Genomic DNA, 16,883 nt, shown 5'->3' on the forward strand with positions numbered 1-16,883 from the left:
GCATCATGTTTCGTCCTTTGGTTATCGTGCTTGGTCTGCTGTCACTCGCCGCTCCGGCCTCGGCGCGGGTGATCCCGTTTCCGGCGGGCTTCAAGACCCAGTCGATCGAGACCAACGGCACCAGCCTGCATGTGCGCGTCGGCGGACAAGGGCCCGCGGTCATTCTGCTGCACGGCTTCGGCGATACCGGCGACATGTGGGCACCGGCGGCGATAAAGCTGATGAAGGATCACACGGTGATTGTACCGGACCTGCGCGGCATGGGCCTTTCGGCGCATCCGGACAGCGGCTACGCCAAGAAGAACCAGGCAATCGACATCGCCGGCGTGATGGATGCGCTGAAGATCGACAAGGCCGACCTGGTGACGCACGACATCGGCAACATGGTCGGCTATGCGCTGGCCGCGCAATATCCGAAGCGCATCACGAAATGGGTTGTCATCGACGCACCGCTGCCGGGCATAGGTGACTGGGACAAGATCAAGCAAAGCCCGCTGCTCTGGCACTTCAACTTCCGCGGCCCCGACATGGAGCGGCTGGTCGCGGGCCGCGAGCGCATCTACCTCGACCGCTTCTACAACGAACTGTCGGCCGACCCGAAGAAGATCGACGAGGCGACGCGCGCCCACTACGCAAAACTCTATGCGCGGCCGCATGCCATGCATGACGCCTTCGAGCAGTTCAAGGCATTCGACCAGGACGCCATCGACAACCAGGCGATGCTTGCCGCCGGCGGCAAGCTGCCCATGCCGGTGCTCGCGGCCGGCGCGGAGAAATCGGCAGGCACGTCACAGGCCGACATCCTGCGGTTCGTCGCGTCGGACGTGACGGGCGCCATCGTGCCCGCGTCCGGCCATTGGATCATGGAAGAGAACCCGGATGCCACGGTCAAGCTCATCACCGATTTCCTCGCCAGGTAACAACCGACCGGCGATCATCTCGGGCCTGCTGAAACCGATCTCATGAACGAATCCGATGGGTTGTCCCCCGCAAGGCGGCCCTCACGACAAAAATGGAGCCATTCGATGTCGTTGTCGCATCTTCTCTTGTCGGGAACCGCCGTCCTGATGGCGATGGCCGCGCCGGCTTCGGCCGCCGGCGCGCCGAAGAAAACGGTCGTGCTGGTGCATGGCGCCTTTGCCGACGGCTCGAGCTGGAGCAAGGTCATCCCCTTGCTGGAGGCCAAGGGGCTCAATGTGGTGGCGGTGCAGAATCCGTTGAGCTCGCTGGCCGCCGATGTCGACGCAACCAGGCGGGTCATCGATGCCCAGCCGGGTCCGGTCATCCTGGTCGGCCATTCCTGGGGCGGCGTCGTCATCAGTCAGGCGGGCGTGAACGACAAGGTCAAGGCGCTGGTCTACGTCGCCGCCTTCGCACCGCCAAAGGGCGTGTCGGTGAACGATCTTGGCAAGGGTCAGCCGCCGCTGCCCTGGGCGAGCGCCCTGGAAGCCGATAGCGGCGGCTATGTCAGGCTAAGCGCCGAAGGCGTCGCCAAACATTTCGCGCAGGACCTGCCGCCACAGGAAATCAGCCTGATCGCAGCCACGCAAGGTCCGCCCTTTGCCGGTATCTTCGACGAGAAGCTCACGGCCGCCGCCTACGAGACCAAGCCGAGCTTCTACATCGTCGCCAGCAACGACGGCATGATACCGCCAGCGGCCGAAGCTGCGATGGCCAAGGCGATAGGCGCTGAGGTGACCGAGCTTGCGACCAGCCACGTTCCGATGCTCTCCAAACCGCGCGAGGTGGCCGATGTCATTCTGGCGGCGGCCAACTCCGTGAAATAGGACGCGGGCCGGATAGGTCCGTCACCCGTCCGCCAAGACCATCTCCAGGATCCAGGGGCAGGCATAATAGTCTGCTATGCGATCAATGACGCCGCCATCGGCATGGATGCGCACCAGATAGGCCGGCCGCCACGCCTCGCCCTGCAGCCTGTCGACGACCAGCACGGTCTCCCCTTCGATCGCATCTTGCCGCATGCGCCACGGCTCGCCGCGCTCGTATTCGACGAAATAGGGCGAGCGGGAGAGCAGGCCATTGTAGCAGTCCGAAACCCGCAGCCGGGCATCGGCGCTGGTCAGTGCCCGCACACCGTCCCAGTCCCGGGCATTGAAGAGCTCGACATAGCGGCCGAGCAGCCGCGCCAGTTCGGGGTCGTGCGCGGGTGCCGCGACCGGTTGCGCCGGAAGAGCGGCGAGCTTGGCGCGGCCACGATTGAGCGCCGACTTGACGCCGCCCGATGTCGAGCCGACCAGGTCGGCGATCTCCTCCAGCGAATGGTCGAGGACATCCTTGAGCAGCACGCAGGCGCGCTCCTTCGGCGGCAGGTGCACCACCAGCCGCTCGATGGCGCGGCCGGCGCCCGCACCGGCGGGCTCGACGGGCAGCACGATCTCATCGCTGGCATAGCCTGCTTCGGCCTTGAGCCGCGTGCGACGGGTGCGGATGAAGTCGATGCACCTGTTATGGGCGATGCGGAACAGCCATGGCCGCAATGCCTGTGCATCGTCGAGCAGCCCGATCTTGCGGTAGGCCTCGAACAGCGCCTCCTGCATGATGTCCTCGCCGTCGAGAGCCGAGCCGGTCATGCGCGCGCAGTAGCGGTGCAGACGGACGCGCAAATGCGAGACCGTCTCCAGGAATGCCCTGTAGCGCAGGTCGAACAGGCCTTCGGGATCGAGGCGCGGCTCGATGCCTTGCCTCGTTTCATGGGATGTGCGGATCTGCTGGTTCATCGCGGCACGTCGCTTAGAGCAATTCCAGGAAAAGTGTGTAGCGGTTTTCCGTTCGGAGTTGCGTCAAAACAAAGAGTTAGAGCAGTTCGCCGTTTCCGTGAAACGGTGAACTGCTCTAACGTCACCGCAGCATCGCGCAAGCGCGGCACATCCACAAGCGCGAAGCTCGCCCGGCTCAGCCGGCGCATGGTCACGCCGCCCTTTCGCCGGCCGCCATGTTGACGGCATCCGGCAGGCCCAGCCTCGGCCGCACCCATGCGGCCAAGCGGCCGATCGCGTCATCGGCCTCCGGCGCCCGGCCGGCCATCATCTGGAAGGAGTGCAGCATGCCGTCGAAGACATCGAGGCGCGTCTCGATGCCCGCCTGCCGCGCGCGCTCGGCGAACATGCGGCTTTCGTCGACCAGCGTCTCGTCGGCACCGGCCTGCAGGAACACAGGCGGAAAGCCCCTCAAGTCGGCGTAGAGCGCGCTGACCTCCGGATCGAGCCGGTCGCGGTCGCCGATGAAGTTGGTCACCAGCCAGTCGACGGCCTCCCTGGCGAAGGCTGGATCCTTCTTCCGGTTGGTCTCGTAGCTGGCGCCGGTCAGCGCCATGTCGAACCAGCCGGAGATGATCAGCGTGGCGGCTGGCAACGGCCGGCCTTGCGAACGCAGCCGCTGCAGCACGCCATAGGTCAGCACCGCGCCGCAGGAATCGCCGGCAAGCGCGACATGCCTAGGGTCGACGCCCTGGTCGATGAGCCAGTTCCAGGCGGCCATCGCCGCCTCGAGTTGGGCCGGATGCTTGGCTTGATGCGCCAGCGGATAATCGTATGCCAGTGCCCGGCAGCCGACGGCCTTGGCCAGATGGCCGACCAGCTTGCGGTGCGTGTGGACCGAACCGCCGATGAAGCCGCCGCCATGGGCGTAGAACAGCACGCGCTGCGCGTCGGCGCCCTTCGGCACGATCCATAGCGCCGGCACGCCGCCGGCATCCACCTCGCTATAGTCGACACCGCCCGGCTCGCCGGTCAGCGCCGTCCAATGCGTGTCGTTGTGGTCGATGATCGCCTGCGGGCTGGTCAGCTTGCCCGCATTGGCGGCGATCGCCGCGTAGTGGTTCCTGTTTGCCTCGCTCTCAGTGCTCGCCATGATGGTCTCCCGGGTTACGGATCGCCGACTGCGACCTTCGAGAAGCAGAGACGGACGGGCGGGCAAAAAGGATACGCGGCCGCGGATGCTTTTTCCAAGGCTCGGCTAAGCCTCGCCCCGGAACATGGCCGCCTGGCGTTGGGCGAATTCGACGAACGGCGTTGCACGCACCCCGAACATGTCGTGCGTCGCCAGATGCACCCGCGATTTCGGCCGCCGCAGCCGCTCGGCCAGTTGCTCGTCGAGCGCATCGGCGAAACCGGGCGGAATGCCGGCGGCCAAAAGGTTGCGCCGCCGCTCCGCGGGGCTGACATCGACATAGCGGACCGGCTTGCCGATCGCTTGCGATATACGCGCCGCGATGTCGCTCATGGTCAGCGCCTCTGGCCCGGTCATGTCGAGGCTCTCCCCCTCATGGCCGCCATCGCGCAACAGCCGGAAGGCCACCTTGGCGATATCCTCGACATCGACCGGTGACAGTTCGGTCTCGCCAAGTGCGAGGTAGAAAGCCCCCTCGGCGGCAATGGTCGGCGCGTCGCGCAGGTAGACCTGCATGAACTGGCTGGGGCGCAGATGCGTCCAGGCCATGCCGGCTCCCTCCAGATAGCGTTCGACCTCCTCATGCATGCGCGTGAAGCGGAACCTCGTCGCATCGTAGCCGATGTTGGATTCGGCACCGGAAAACTTGACCACATGCGCGACGCCGGCCTGCTTGCAGGCATCGACGAAACGGCACTGCGTCTCCGTCATGTCTTCGGCGGCGGTCGAAATCATCAGCACGCGGTCGACACCGTCGAGCGCCGCGCCCAGCGTCTCCGCCCGGCGCATGTCGCCCTCGACCAGTTCGACGCCGGCAAGTCCGCCGAGTCCCGCCACGGACGCCCGCTTCGGATCGCGCACCAGCGCCCTCACCTCATGTTTCTGCCGCGCGAACTCGCGCACGATCGCTTTGCCGTTCAGGCCCGTGGCGCCCGTCACCAGGATCATCGTCTTCTCTCCGTCTGGGATTGAGACGGGCGCCACAGCGGCGACCGCACCCTGAAGACGAAGAGACGAGGGCAAAGGATTCTCCCCAAACAGTTTTTTTGACTGAAACCTTCGTGCCCCCAATCACCCTGCCGGGGCGTAACGGTTGACCACCATGCCGCAGGCATAGGCCTTCGAGCCGAGCAGAAGCAGGTTCTGGAAACCGCCTTCCTCGAAGATACGACGTCCCGCGCCCAGCACCGCCGGGTTGATGAACAGCTGAAACTCGTCGACCAGCCCGGCCGCGATCAGCGCCGACGCAAAGCCGGCACCACCGAAGACGGCGATGTCGCCGCCCTCGCCCGCCTTCAGTGCCTCGACTTCGCGCGGCAGGTCACCACTGACCACCGTCGTGCGCTCCCAGCGCGAGGTTTTCAGCCTGCCGCTCGGCACCACCTTCCGGGCCTCCACGATGCGCTGGGCGAAGGCGTGGAACGGATCGGCCGGAAACCTCTTCGCCGCATTGCCCCAATGGGTCAGATACCCCTCCTCGGCCATCTTGCGGCTGAGCAGGATTGTGTCGATGCCGGCGAAGACGGCGTTGAAGTCCCGCTTCAGCTCCTCGTCCCAGGCGCTGTCGTCGCCCCACTCCCAGAGCTGCCAGCCATGATCCTCATGGGCGCCGACGAAACCGTCGACCGACATCTGCATCTGAAGGATGAGCTTCTTCATCGTCGTCTCCCCTGCAGGATCAAAAGGCTATTGCTTTACTTTTGGAACTATTGACGCAAGCCAAAAATGATGTCAATAGTAAAGTGATTTAAAAATGGAAGCATAGACATGTCGACGCGTGAAAGATCCGGCTGTCCGATCAGCCTGTCGCTGGAACTGCTTGGCGACCGCTGGACGCTGCTCATCATCCGCGACCTGGTCTTCGCCGGGAAAAAGCATTTTCGCGAGTTCCTGCAGTCCGATGAAGGCATCTCCTCACGCACGCTGGCGGAGCGGCTGCAGACGCTGCAGGACGAAGGCATCCTCACCCGCAGCGTCGACCCGAGCCATGGGCTGAAGGCGATTTACCGGCTGACCGAGGCCGGCATCGACCTTTTGCCGGTGCTGGCCACGCTCGGCGCCTGGGGCAGCAAGCACCGCAAGGCCGACGATCACCTGGCCCGGCTTGCCGACGAACTGGCGGCCGGCGGCGAGCCGGCGCTGGAACGGATGAAGGCCGCGCTGCGGGCGGAGCATGTTGTCTAGGCGCTGCCTCTCCTTTCCCTCAAGGGAACGGGTTTCGGTAAACGGTTTCCCTTGACAACAATCACCTTTTGTTCTCTATCTGTTCGCATCTATCAGCAACTGCGGATGAGCGGTCGGGATGGAAACGACAGCCACCATCCTGCATGCCGATCTCGATGCGTTCTATGCCTCGGTCGAGCAGCTGCTCGACCCGTCGCTGCGCGGCAAGCCGATCGCTGTCGGCGGCGGCGTGGTGCTCGCCGCCTCCTATGAAGCGCGCGCCTTTGGCGTGCGCGGCGGCATGCCGGGGCGCAAGGCGCGCGAGCTTTGCCCGCAGCTGATCTTCGTCGGCGGCAATTTCAGCCACTACCAGCGGCTGGGCGACGCGGCGATCAAGGTACTCGACGATTTCACGCCGGTGGTCGAGCGCATTTCCATCGACGAGGCCTTCGCCGACGTCGCCGGCTGCACGCATCTGTTCGGGCAACCGGCAGAGATCGCCACGGCGATCCGCCGCCGCGTGCGCACGGAACTTGGCCTGCCGATCTCGATAGGCGTGGCCCGCACCAAGCACCTGGCCAAGATCGCCTCGCAGGTCGCCAAGCCCGACGGGCTGGTGGTGGTCGCCCCCGGCACCGAACTCGCCTTCCTGCACGATTTGCCGGTCTCCCTGATGTGGGGCGTCGGCCCGGCGACCAAAGCGCGGCTGGCCGAGATCGGTGTCGAGACCATCGGCCAGCTGGCCAGGACGCATAGCGGCGCGCTGACGCGGCTGCTCGGCCCCGCCGCCGGCGAAAAGCTTGCCGCCCTGTCGTGGAACCGCGACCCGAGAAAACTGGAACCCAAGCGCCGGGCACACTCGGCCGGTGCGCAATCGGCGCTTGGCCAGAAACCCGCCGTGGCGCGGGTGATCGAGCCGACCTTGCTGCACCTGGCCGACCGCGTCGCCAGCCGCCTGCGCGCCAAGGCGCGGCCCGGCCGCACGGTGACGGTGCGGGTGCGCTTTGCCGATCTCAGCGCCGTCACACGCTCGATCACGCTGGACCAGCCGATCTCGGCGACCACCATGCTGGCCGAAATCGCGCAGGACCTGGTGCGTGGCCTACTCGCCGACCATCCCCGGGAAAAGACGATCTCGCTGCTGGCGATCTCCGTTTCGCATCTGGAGGAGAACGCCGAACTGCAACTCGACCTGCCGCTTGGCCTCGCCGACGAGAAGCGCCGGCCGGGCAGCAAAAAAGGCCTCGCTCGCTTCGGCGCCGACCGCGCCATCGACAAGATCCGCGAGCGCTTCGGCAAACAGGCGGTCGGCTACGGCACGGTGGCGCTGGAAGCAGCGCGCTCCGTGCCCGACGAATTCAGGGAATTGGCGGAAAAGGAGCTGTGAGCGCGTGAGGCGTCAGCCCCCTCGCCCCACGGCTTCCGGATCAACGCCCGGAAGTGGCAGGCGCGGCGGTCACGGCGGACAGCAGCTCGCGCTTCACCAAGACCGGCTTCTGATATGTCTTCTTCACGGCAAAGTCCCCAGCCCAAGCGGCTGGCGGCAGTAACATCCGGCCAGCACAGCTTGTCAAGAAGGTGCGGACTCCGGCCTGGCGCGTCTTGAGGCTCGCCCGGTGATCATCGCGACAATCGACGTCGCTGGACGTATGATTTGTGGCCGCGAATGGTCGGAATGCACCCGAGCCAGGCCCTCTCGCCGTGAGATGCTTGCCAAATCCCGCCATGCCGCCCATACAACAGCGCGGGCGGATCGCCCCCGAAAGGCGTTGTCCGCGCCACACCTCTTCTTGCCGGGATACTGTCCGATGTCTGCGACGCCGTACCGTTGGTCGAAGCCTTGACGGCCTCCTCCCCCGCCTCGTCACCATCGCTTGTCAACCTTGGCTGGTCGGATTTCTTCGCCGATCAGCTCGAATCGGGCGAGGCAAGCCTGATCCCGACCCGCATCGCGATGGTGCATCGTGACCGCCTGAGCGGCCTGTACCAGGCAGGGCAAACCGACCTGACATTGCCGCCGCAGGCCACCACCGGCGACTATGCCGTTGGCGACTGGGTGCTGGTCGAGCCGCATGATCAGCTTGTGAAGCGCCGCCTGACCCGCAAGACGGTTCTGGAGCGCCGCGCCCAGGGCGGCCGGGTGCCGCAGCTGGCCGCGGCCAATGTCGACACGCTGTTCATCGTCACCTCCTGCAATGCCGACTTCAACATCGCGCGGCTCGAGCGCTATCTGGCGCTGGCCAACGAGGCCGGAACGACACCCGTCATCCTGCTGACCAAGGCCGACACGGCTGAAGACGCCGAGGCGTATCAACGCCAAGCCGCCGCGCTGCAGCGCGGATTGGCCGTGGTGACGCTGAACCCGCGCATAGCGGATGCCGCGACCGCCCTCGCCGCCTGGTGCGGCGCGGGGCAGACGGTGGCGCTGATCGGTTCCTCCGGCGTCGGCAAATCGACGCTGGTCAACACGTTGGCTGGATCGGCGCAGCAATCGCCGCAGCAGACCGGAGCCATTCGCGAACACGACGCCAAGGGACGTCACACCACCACGGCGCGGTCGCTGCATGCCATTGCCGGCGGCGGCTGGGTGATCGACACGCCGGGCATGCGCACGCTGCAGGTCAGCGACGTCGGCTACGGCATCGACACGCTGTTTGCCGAGATCACCGAGCTTGCCCCGCTGTGCAAGTTCCGCGACTGCACCCATGTGCACGAACCGGGCTGCGCGGTGCAGGCTGCCATCAAGGCCGGCACGCTCGATCCCGAGCGCCTGGCCCGCTGGCGCAAACTGTCCGAAGAAAACCAGCACAACACGCCAGTGCAGAGCGGGCCGCGCGGAGCGAAGTCCCCCGCCGGCCGCGGCAAGCGGCGCTGAACCACTGCCCTACTGCCGCCTTAAAGCCGCGCCGTGCCGAAAACCCGATCCCACAACAGCGACGTCACGCCGAAATTGGCGTTGTCGTCGATATGGTGGTGCACCGCGTGGCGGCGCTTGAGCGTGTAGAGATAGCTGGGATGGGCGGGATGCCAGTGGTGGATCATGTGGTGAACACTGATGTACCAGAGATAACCCAGCATCAGCCCGCAGCCGACCGCGCTGGCGGTCGCGAAATCCGAGATCAGCCAGACGGGCAGTGCGATCAACGCATGCACGCCGAGACTCAGCCAGGTCGGCGTGCCGACCGGACTGCGCTCCTCGACATGATGACGGTCGTGCAGATCCCTGATGTAGGGAACGTGATGCAGGACGAAGCGGTGCAGGACGTATTCGATCAAGGTCCACAGAACGAGACAGATCAGCACCGTGCCGATCCATTCCGGCGCGCTCTCTTCGCCGGCCTCGATCAGCCCGGCCACCCCCAGGAGGGCGATTACCAAGGGATAGACCACGAAGTCGCTGTAGTAGCCGATCAGACTCAGTTGCATTCCGGACGTCCCATCCGATTTTCGACGCCGCCCCAGAAACGATGCTATCAGATTGCCTAACTCGCGGGTGAGGTGCAATGCAGAAGCATCTGACATAGCGTCGCAATTTCCCGGTGCAAGTTCGGCAACCATCATCCCTGCGGAATCGGCCGACTCGCACCAGCACGGCAAACGGACACGCTATCATGGCAAAACGCAGTGCGGGCCTGCTGATTTATCGTCGAAACAATGGCGAACTCAAAGTGCTTCTGGTTCATCCCGGCGGCCCATTCTGGGCAAAGAAGGACGATGGCGCCTGGTCGATCCCGAAAGGCCTCGTCGAGGAGAACGAGGATGATCTCGCGGCGGCACGACGCGAGACCGGGGAAGAGCTCGGTATCACGGTCGACGGCCCCTTCACGCGCCTTGGCGACTACAAGCAACCGGGCGGCAAGATCGTCATCGCCTGGTCGGTCGAAGCGTACACCGAGATCGATATGACGAGCATCAAGAGCAACAGCTTTACGATGGAATGGCCGCCGCGGTCTGGGTCGATGAAAGAGTTCCCGGAGGTCGACAGGGCCGGCTGGTTCGGCCTGTCCGAGGCCGAGGCCAAGATTGTCCAGGGGCAACGCCCGATGCTGGCTGATTTGGCGAAGCAGCTGGGAGTTGAGTGATCTCCCCGCTTGTCGAGAGATCCGCTGTCATCCTCCAAACCTTGCCGCCGTCCAGGCCCCGCCCGCCGCGTTCGACTCCACCGCCGCCGCGACGAACTTCACACCCCGCGCGCCATCGACCACGTCGGGCACCTGTGCCGCGCGTTCCGGATCGACCGTGCCGCCGGAGCGATGCGCACGGATAATGTCGGCGGCGTCGCGGTAGAAATTGGCGAAGGCCTCGATATAGCCTTCCGGGTGCGCCGCCGGCATGCGCGACACGCGCCGCGCTTCCGCCGTCGATCCGTGACCGCCGCGCACCAGCGTGCGGGTTTCCTCGCCATAGGGCGAAAAGCGCAGTTCCTCCGGCCGCCCGCCCGACCATTCGAGCCCGGCTTTGTCGCCATAGATGCGCACGGAGAGATCATTGTAGTGCCCAGGCGAGGTCTGGCTGGCCAGGATCGTGCCGCGCGCGCCCTCCGTCCAGCGCACCAGCACATGCGCGTTGTCGTCGAGCCGGCGCCCGGGCACGGCGGTGAACAGGTCGGCCGAGACCGCCTCGGCCTCGCGGCCGGAGATGAAGCTCGCCAGGTTGAAGGCATGCACGCCGATATCGGCCAGCACCGCCGACTGCCCTGCCCTTGCCGGATCGGTGCGCCACTCCGCCTGCTTCTGGCCCTCGGCGTCGATCGGCTTGGTCAGCCAGTCCTGGATATAGGCGCCATGCACCGACACGATGCGGCCGAGCTCGCCCGCCATCACCATCTCGCGCGCCTGCCGCACCATGGCGTAGCCGGTGTTGTTGAGCGTGACGACGAAGCGGCGTTGTCTTGCTCGTGCCAACGCCACCAGCGCTTCGGCATCGCTGAGCGTCGTCGACAGCGGCTTGTCGCAGATGACGTCGATGCCGGCCTCGAGGAAGGCGGTGGCGATCGGCGCGTGCAGATGGTTGGGCGTGACGATGACCACCGCCTCGATACCGTCAGGCCGCGCGGCTTCGGCCTTGGCCATGGCATGGTAATCGGCATAGCTGCGTTCCGGCGCGATGCCGATCTCGGCGGCCGAAGCGGCGGCGTTCTCCGGGTCGGAGGACAGCGCGCCTGCCACCAGCGCGATCTGGTCGTCGAGGCGCATCGCCAACCGGTGCACCGCGCCGATAAAGGCATTGCGGCCGCCGCCGACCATGCCGACCCTCAGGCGCTTGCCCGCCGACCCATCCGATGTTGCGTAGACCATGTTTTCTCCTCCGGGCAGATCATTGGCGACGCGCCAAGCCTCAAGCTCGGCTACCACTTTCGAACATAATTTCCAATTTCCATATTGTAATACGATTGTGCCGCGCTAGCCTGAACATCATGAGTGGGGCGGGCAAATCATCGGGACGGTCTCTCAGCGACGAGGCGGCGACACGTAAGCGCGGGCGCTCGCTGGCGGCACTGGGCTATATCCAGCCGCAGACCTATGAGGAACTGCGCGCCGTGCTGTCATCCGGCACGGTACATTTCCCCAAGCGCCTGCGCCAGGTGGCGATCTTCCTGTGGCAGCATCCGAGCGATGTAGCGCTCGGCACCATCGCCCAGGTGGCGGCACAGGCCGGCGTGCAGCCATCGACACTGGTGCGCTTCGCGCAGATCTTCGGCTATTCCGGTTTTTCCGATTTCCAGGGCCTGTTCAAGGAGCACATCAAGGGGTCATGGCCGGACGGGCGCGGCGAGCAGCGGACCGAGGCCGAACCCAATGCTCTCCTGCATTTCCTGCATGGCATGGTCGGCGCCTCGCAGGCCTCGCTTGGCCGCATCGAGGCGGGCTTCGACGTCGAGAGTTTCGAGAAGATGGTGGAGGTGCTGGCGGCCGCCGACCTGATCTATGTCATCGGCTCCAAGCGCGCCTTCCCGGTCACCACCTATCTGTCGCTGACGCTCTCCCAGCAGGGCGTGCGCAACGTGCTGGTCGACAATGTCGGCTCCACCGCGCTCGACCAGGTCGGCTGCATTGGTGCGCGCGATGCCGTGCTGGCGGTGTCGTTCAGCCCTTACAATTCGATCACACCCGACCTCGTCGCGGTGGCGCATGAGCGCAAGGCCCGCATCGTCACCATCACCGACAGCACCTTCAGCCCGCTGATACGGCTGTCGGACAGCTGGCTGGAGGTGGTGGAATCCGACTTCGCCGGCTTCCGCTCGCTGGCGGCGTCGCTGGCGGTCGGCATGGCACTGGTCCAAGGCGTCGCGGCAAAGCGCGGCACATGAGGTGGTGCTGGCACAATTGACTATCGGGAATTATCATTCCATATTTCAAAAAATAGAAACTTTGTTCCGGGAGGAGGAATGGAGATCAGGCTCGACGGCAAGGTGATATTGGTCACCGGGTCGACGCAAGGCATCGGCCGGGCCATCGCCGAGACGCTGGCGCGCTCCGGCGCGGCCGGGCTGCTGGTCACCGGCCGCGAGAAGACGCGTGGCGATGCGGTGGCGGCGGAGCTCTCGCGGCTGGGCACGCCGACTGTCTTCGTGGCCGCCGACCTCGGAGACCCGGCAGCTCCTGCCCTTTTGACGCAGGCCTGCGTCGAGCGCTTCGGCCGCATCGACGGTCTCGTCAACGCGGCGGGGCTGACCGACCGCGCCTCCTTCCTCGATGCCAGCCTCGACGATTGGGCCTCGCTGTTCGCCGTCAACGCGCGCGCGCCCTTCTTCCTGATGCAGGCGGCCATCGCCGACATGAAGAAGCGCGGCGAGCGCGGCGCCATCGTCAACATCCTGTCGATCAACGCCCATTGCGGCTCGCCCGAGCTTGCCGTCTATTCCGCCACCAAGGGCGCTCTGGCGACGCTGACCAAGAACGCCGCCAACGCCCACCGTTTCGACCGCATCCGCGTCAACGGCATCAATGTCGGCTGGACCGACACGCCGGCCGAACGCATCATGCAGTCCGAAACGCTCGGCCATGGCCCCGGCTGGCTCGACGCCGCCAGCGCCGCGCAGCCTTTCGGCAGGCTGCTCGAGCCAGGCGATATCGCCAGCCTCGCGGTCTTCCTTCTTTCCGACGCGGCCGGGCCGATGACCGGCGCCGTCATCGATCAGGAGCAGTCGGTGATCGGGGCGAACCGGTGAACGCTGCTCCCAAATCGCCGGAAACACTTGGGCCGGCCTTGCTTGACCGGCTTCCGTCGGCTGTCCAGACACCGTCCTATGACCGCGCTGCGTTGGCCCCGGGCATGGCGCATCTCGGCGTCGGTGCCTTTCACCGTTGCCACCAGGCCGAATACACGGACGATCTGCTCTCGCTCCAGTTCGGCCGCTGGGGCATTGTCGGCATCAACATCCGCCCGCCTCACCTTGCCGACACGCTCGGCCGGCAGGGCGGGCTCTATACGAGGCTGATCCGCGAGAACAGCCATGTCGAGGCGCGCGTCATCGGCAGCATCGTCGAAGTGGTCGACAGCCAGGATAGTGCCACGCCGGCGCTCGACGTACTGGCTTCTCCCGACATCGAACTGGTGACGATGACGGTGACGGAAAAAGGCTATTGCCACATCCCGTCCAGCGGCGCGCTCGACCTCGGCCACCCTGACATCGTTCACGACCTCGCCAACCCGCAAGCACCGCGCAGCGTGCCCGGCATACTGACGCGGGCGCTGGAATTGCGCCGGGCCACGCATGGCCGGAAGCTGACGCTGCTCTCCTGCGACAACATCCCGACCAACGGCGTCATCCTCGAAAATGTCGTGCGCACGTTTGCCGAACGGCGCGGCAATGGCCTGGCCGACTGGATCGCGGCCAATGCCGCCTTCCCTTCGGCCATGGTCGACCGCATCGCACCGGCGGTGACGCAGGACGATCTCGACAGCGTCGAGCAATGGTTCGGCTACCGCGATACCGCCGTTGCCGTTGGCGAACCGTTCCGGCAATGGGTGATCGAGAAGAAATTCGCCGGCCGCATGCCGCGCTGGGATCTGGCCGGCGCGACCTTCGTCGAAGACGTGACGCCGTTCGAGCATCTCAAGATGCGGGTGTTGAACGGCGCCCAGACGACGCTTGCGACCCTCGGCGTCCTGGCCGGGCTTGAACACACATTCGATGCCATCGCCGACCCGCTGCTGTCGGTCTTCGTGCACCGCATGCTTGTCGAGGAAACGCTGCCGACGCTGATGCCGGTGCCCGGCATGGAGCCGCTGGCCTACGTCGAGCAAAGCCTTGGCCGGCTGAGGAACACGGCGATCCGCCACCGCAACCACCAGATCGCCACCGACGGCTCGCAGAAGATCGTGCAGCGCCTGCTCAACCCGATCCGCGACCGCCTTGCCATGGGCCAGGGCATCGGCCTTCTGTCGGTACCGGTCGCCGGCTGGATGGCCTACCTCGTCCAGGCCTCGGCCCGCTTCGGCAAACGCTGGCCGGTGTCGGACCCCTATGCCGGCAAGGTCGCCGAGATCGCGGACACGACCGGGCGCGATGCACCGGCGCTGGCCTCCGCCATTCTCGCGATCGACACGATTTTCGACCCTGGCCTCGCAGCCAACGCTACGTTTCGCGAGGCCGTGACCTCGGCGCTTGGCGAGCTGCTCTCGGACGATCCGATGGCTGCTGTCAGGCGCGGTCTTGAACAAGATGAGGTCGCGAGGTTGAAGCGATCCAAACAATCGGCATTATAGGCACTGGCTTTAGGGGAGGCATGATGAAACTTGGTGTGCTTACGGCACCGTTCGCGCAGACGTCGCTTGGCGAGGTTGCCGGCTGGGCGAGTTCCGCCGGCTTCGAGGCGTTGGAAATCGCCTGCTGGCCGAAAACATCCGGCGCGACCCGCCGCTATGCCGGCACCAGCCACATCGATGCGGATGGCACCTCCCCCGCGCAGGCCAAGGAAATCGTTGCCTCGCTGGCGCAGAAGAACCTCACTGTCTCAGGCCTCGGCTACTATCCCAATCCGCTGCACCCGGATGCCGCGCATCGCGAGGCGGTCATCGGCCATCTGAAGAAGGTGATCGTGCTGGCCGCCACTATGGGCGTGCCGGTCGTCAACACCTTCTGCGGCGGCGATGCATCCAAGACGGTCGACGTCAACTGGCAGGACGCGCTGAAGATCTGGCCCGAGATCGTCGCCTATGCGCGCGGGCACGGGGTGAAACTCGCCTTCGAGAACTGCCCGATGATCTTCAGCCATGACGAGTGGCCGGGCGGGCATAACATCGCCTATTCGCCGCAGGTCTGGCGCCGCATCCTGGAGACATGGGGCGGCGATGTCGGCATGAATTTCGACCCCTCGCACCTGGTCTGGCAGATGATCGACCAGGCCCGCTTCATCAGGGAGTTCGGTCCCTACATGCTGCATGTCCACGCCAAGGACCTGATGATTGATCATGATGGTTTGTACGAGCGCGGAATCCTTTCGGCCGGCATAGGCTGGCAGGTGCCGCGCATGCCGGGGCTGGGCGATGTCGACTGGAGCGGCTTCTTCTCCGGCCTTTACCGCGCCGGTTATGATGGATCCGTCATCATCGAACACGAGGACAGGCGATTTGAAGGCAGCGACGACAAGGTGAAGCGCGGTTTCCTGCTCGCCCGCGACGTGCTGCGCCCCTTCGTCAAATGAATGAGGGCGCGCCGCATGACTCACTTTGTCAGCGGCGTGTTTCAACAGGTTGAAACTGAAACTGAAAAACAATGTGGAGGAGTACTGAAATGAAGAAAATCCTGACCATGGTTCCGTTGCTTGCGGGCGCGGCCTTGCTGGCCTCGGTGGGCGTCTCGTCGGCCGCCGGCAAATACACGATCGGCATTTCCAACACCGTGCAGGGCAATGGCTGGCGCGAGGAGATGGTCTGCGCCATGAAGGCGCAGGCGCTGGCTTCGGGCGAAGTCGCCAAGCTCAACATCGCGCACCGCAACACCGACGCCGCCGGCCAGTTGGAAGACATCCGCAACCTGATCAGCGCCAAGGTCGACGCCATCGTCGTCAACCCCGCCGATCCGGCCGGCATCAAGGCGGGCCTGGAAGAAGCCACCAAGGCCGGCATCGTCGTCGTCGCCGTCGACCAGGCGGTCACCGAACCGTCGGCCTACATCATCTCCAACAACCAGGAGCAGTATGCCTATCTCGGCGCCAAGTGGCTGTTCCAGCAGATGGGCGGCAAGGGCGAGGTGTTCTACATGCGTGGCGCCGCCGGCGCTTCCGCCGACAGCGATCGTGACAAGGGCTTCAAGAAGGCGCTGGCCGAATTCCCCGACGTGAAGGTCGCGCAGGAAGTCTTCACCGGCTGGCAGCAGGACCAGGCCAAGCAGCAGATGCTGTCGTTCCTCGCCACCGGCACGCCGTTCAACGGCGTCTGGACGTCGGGCATCGACAACGTCATCGTCGACGCGCTGGTTGAATCGCAGGCGCCTTTGGTGCCGGTGGTCGGCGCCGACAATGCCGGCTTCGTCGGCCAGTTGAGCTCGGTCAAGGGCCTCGTCGGCGCTGCCGTCACCAACCCCGGTTCGATCGGCGGCGCGGGCGTGACGCTGGCCCTGCAGATCCTCGACGGCAAGAAGCCGGCACAGCAGACCGTGCTGGTCGACCCGCAGCTGTGGGACAACGCCACCGACGAAGGCAAGGCCAAGCTGAAGGCCGCCGCCGACCCGTCGCTCAGCCCCGAATGGCCGGTCTCGATCTCGATCCCGGACTGGACGACATACACCAAGGACCAGATCGTGGCCTGCAAGGGCCCGGGCGAGTAAGTCTGGGCTTTGAATTGCATGGCGAGGACGGCGAACT

Annotated in this window: 17 protein-coding genes; 11 read left to right on the forward strand and 6 right to left on the reverse strand. The window is 65.4% G+C overall.

The genetic code is table 11. The annotated features are described in order from the left end of the window. Nucleotides 1-5 precede the first annotated feature (5 nt). Both AC1VON_RS26750 and AC1VON_RS26755 read left to right on the forward strand, forming a co-directional pair. The gene (locus tag AC1VON_RS26750) at nt 6-920 is read left to right on the forward strand and encodes an alpha/beta fold hydrolase (protein ID WP_483125427.1); all 915 of its coding nucleotides are present in this window, start codon (nt 6-8) and stop codon (nt 918-920) included. A gap of 105 nt (nt 921-1,025) precedes the next feature. After that, nucleotides 1,026-1,787 carry an alpha/beta fold hydrolase gene (locus tag AC1VON_RS26755; RefSeq protein WP_483125428.1) on the forward strand — a complete coding sequence of 254 codons (762 nt, stop codon included), beginning with the start codon at nt 1,026-1,028 and terminating at the stop codon, nt 1,785-1,787. A gap of 21 nt (nt 1,788-1,808) precedes the next feature. Here the strand turns inward: AC1VON_RS26755 and AC1VON_RS26760 are convergent, their stop codons facing one another. From AC1VON_RS26760 to AC1VON_RS26775, 4 genes are all read right to left on the reverse strand, one after another. Further along, the gene (locus AC1VON_RS26760) at nt 1,809-2,738 is read right to left on the reverse strand and encodes a sigma-70 family RNA polymerase sigma factor (RefSeq protein WP_483125429.1); all 930 of its coding nucleotides are present in this window, start codon (nt 2,736-2,738) and stop codon (nt 1,809-1,811) included. Nucleotides 2,739-2,928: 190 nt separating this feature from the next. Further along, a complete protein-coding gene (locus AC1VON_RS26765) occupies nt 2,929-3,870 on the reverse strand; it encodes an alpha/beta hydrolase (protein ID WP_483125430.1) in 942 nt (313 codons plus the stop codon). 105 nt (nt 3,871-3,975) lie between these two features. After that, the gene (locus AC1VON_RS26770) at nt 3,976-4,857 is read right to left on the reverse strand and encodes an SDR family oxidoreductase (RefSeq protein ID WP_483125431.1); all 882 of its coding nucleotides are present in this window, start codon (nt 4,855-4,857) and stop codon (nt 3,976-3,978) included. Nucleotides 4,858-4,980: 123 nt separating this feature from the next. Then, nucleotides 4,981-5,568 (reverse strand): dihydrofolate reductase family protein, encoded by a 588-nt coding sequence (locus AC1VON_RS26775; RefSeq protein WP_483125432.1) that lies wholly within the window; start codon nt 5,566-5,568, stop codon nt 4,981-4,983. A 108-nt stretch (nt 5,569-5,676) separates the two neighbouring features. Between AC1VON_RS26775 and AC1VON_RS26780 the strand changes: the two genes are divergently transcribed. The 3 genes from AC1VON_RS26780 to rsgA all read left to right on the forward strand — a co-directional run bounded on the left by AC1VON_RS26780 (nt 5,677) and on the right by rsgA (nt 8,947). Beyond that, nucleotides 5,677-6,093: a winged helix-turn-helix transcriptional regulator gene (locus AC1VON_RS26780; RefSeq protein WP_483125433.1), complete on the forward strand. Its 417-nt coding sequence runs from the start codon at nt 5,677-5,679 to the stop codon at nt 6,091-6,093. Between the two features lie 118 nt (nt 6,094-6,211). Further along, complete coding sequence (gene dinB / locus AC1VON_RS26785; protein ID WP_483125434.1) at nt 6,212-7,459, forward strand: DNA polymerase IV; 1,248 nt, start codon at nt 6,212-6,214, stop codon at nt 7,457-7,459. A 453-nt stretch (nt 7,460-7,912) separates the two neighbouring features. Beyond that, nucleotides 7,913-8,947, forward strand: coding sequence for a ribosome small subunit-dependent GTPase A (rsgA, locus tag AC1VON_RS26790; protein ID WP_483125435.1), 1,035 nt, complete (start codon nt 7,913-7,915; stop codon nt 8,945-8,947). A gap of 20 nt (nt 8,948-8,967) precedes the next feature. Here rsgA and AC1VON_RS26795 read toward each other — a convergent pair whose 3' ends face one another. After that, entirely contained in the window at nt 8,968-9,498 is a 531-nt protein-coding gene (locus tag AC1VON_RS26795; protein WP_172349575.1) for a sterol desaturase family protein, read from the reverse strand. Nucleotides 9,499-9,683: 185 nt separating this feature from the next. Here AC1VON_RS26795 and AC1VON_RS26800 point away from each other — a divergent pair, with 185 nt between their 5' ends. Further along, nucleotides 9,684-10,154, forward strand: coding sequence for an NUDIX hydrolase (locus AC1VON_RS26800; RefSeq protein WP_483125436.1), 471 nt, complete (start codon nt 9,684-9,686; stop codon nt 10,152-10,154). Nucleotides 10,155-10,181: 27 nt separating this feature from the next. Here AC1VON_RS26800 and AC1VON_RS26805 read toward each other — a convergent pair whose 3' ends face one another. Then, a complete protein-coding gene (locus AC1VON_RS26805) occupies nt 10,182-11,369 on the reverse strand; it encodes a Gfo/Idh/MocA family protein (RefSeq protein ID WP_483125437.1) in 1,188 nt (395 codons plus the stop codon). 119 nt (nt 11,370-11,488) lie between these two features. On the opposite strand from AC1VON_RS26805, the gene AC1VON_RS26810 reads away from it, so the two are divergent. The 5 genes from AC1VON_RS26810 to AC1VON_RS26830 all read left to right on the forward strand — a co-directional run bounded on the left by AC1VON_RS26810 (nt 11,489) and on the right by AC1VON_RS26830 (nt 16,846). Further along, nucleotides 11,489-12,382, forward strand: a complete 894-nt coding sequence (locus AC1VON_RS26810; protein ID WP_172349572.1) for a MurR/RpiR family transcriptional regulator — start codon at nt 11,489-11,491, stop codon at nt 12,380-12,382. Nucleotides 12,383-12,460: 78 nt separating this feature from the next. After that, a complete protein-coding gene (locus tag AC1VON_RS26815; RefSeq protein ID WP_172349571.1) occupies nt 12,461-13,243 on the forward strand; it encodes an SDR family oxidoreductase in 783 nt (260 codons plus the stop codon). Beyond that, entirely contained in the window at nt 13,240-14,784 is a 1,545-nt protein-coding gene (locus AC1VON_RS26820; protein ID WP_483125438.1) for a mannitol dehydrogenase family protein, read from the forward strand. The genes AC1VON_RS26815 and AC1VON_RS26820 overlap by 4 nt, the downstream gene beginning before the upstream one ends. A gap of 23 nt (nt 14,785-14,807) precedes the next feature. Beyond that, complete coding sequence (locus tag AC1VON_RS26825) at nt 14,808-15,722, forward strand: sugar phosphate isomerase/epimerase family protein (protein ID WP_483125439.1); 915 nt, start codon at nt 14,808-14,810, stop codon at nt 15,720-15,722. Nucleotides 15,723-15,811: 89 nt separating this feature from the next. Further along, nucleotides 15,812-16,846 carry an ABC transporter substrate-binding protein gene (locus tag AC1VON_RS26830; protein ID WP_172349568.1) on the forward strand — a complete coding sequence of 345 codons (1,035 nt, stop codon included), beginning with the start codon at nt 15,812-15,814 and terminating at the stop codon, nt 16,844-16,846. The last annotated feature ends 37 nt before the right edge of the window (nt 16,847-16,883 follow it).

This window comes from Mesorhizobium sp. HAY1-8B (genome assembly GCF_056868045.1).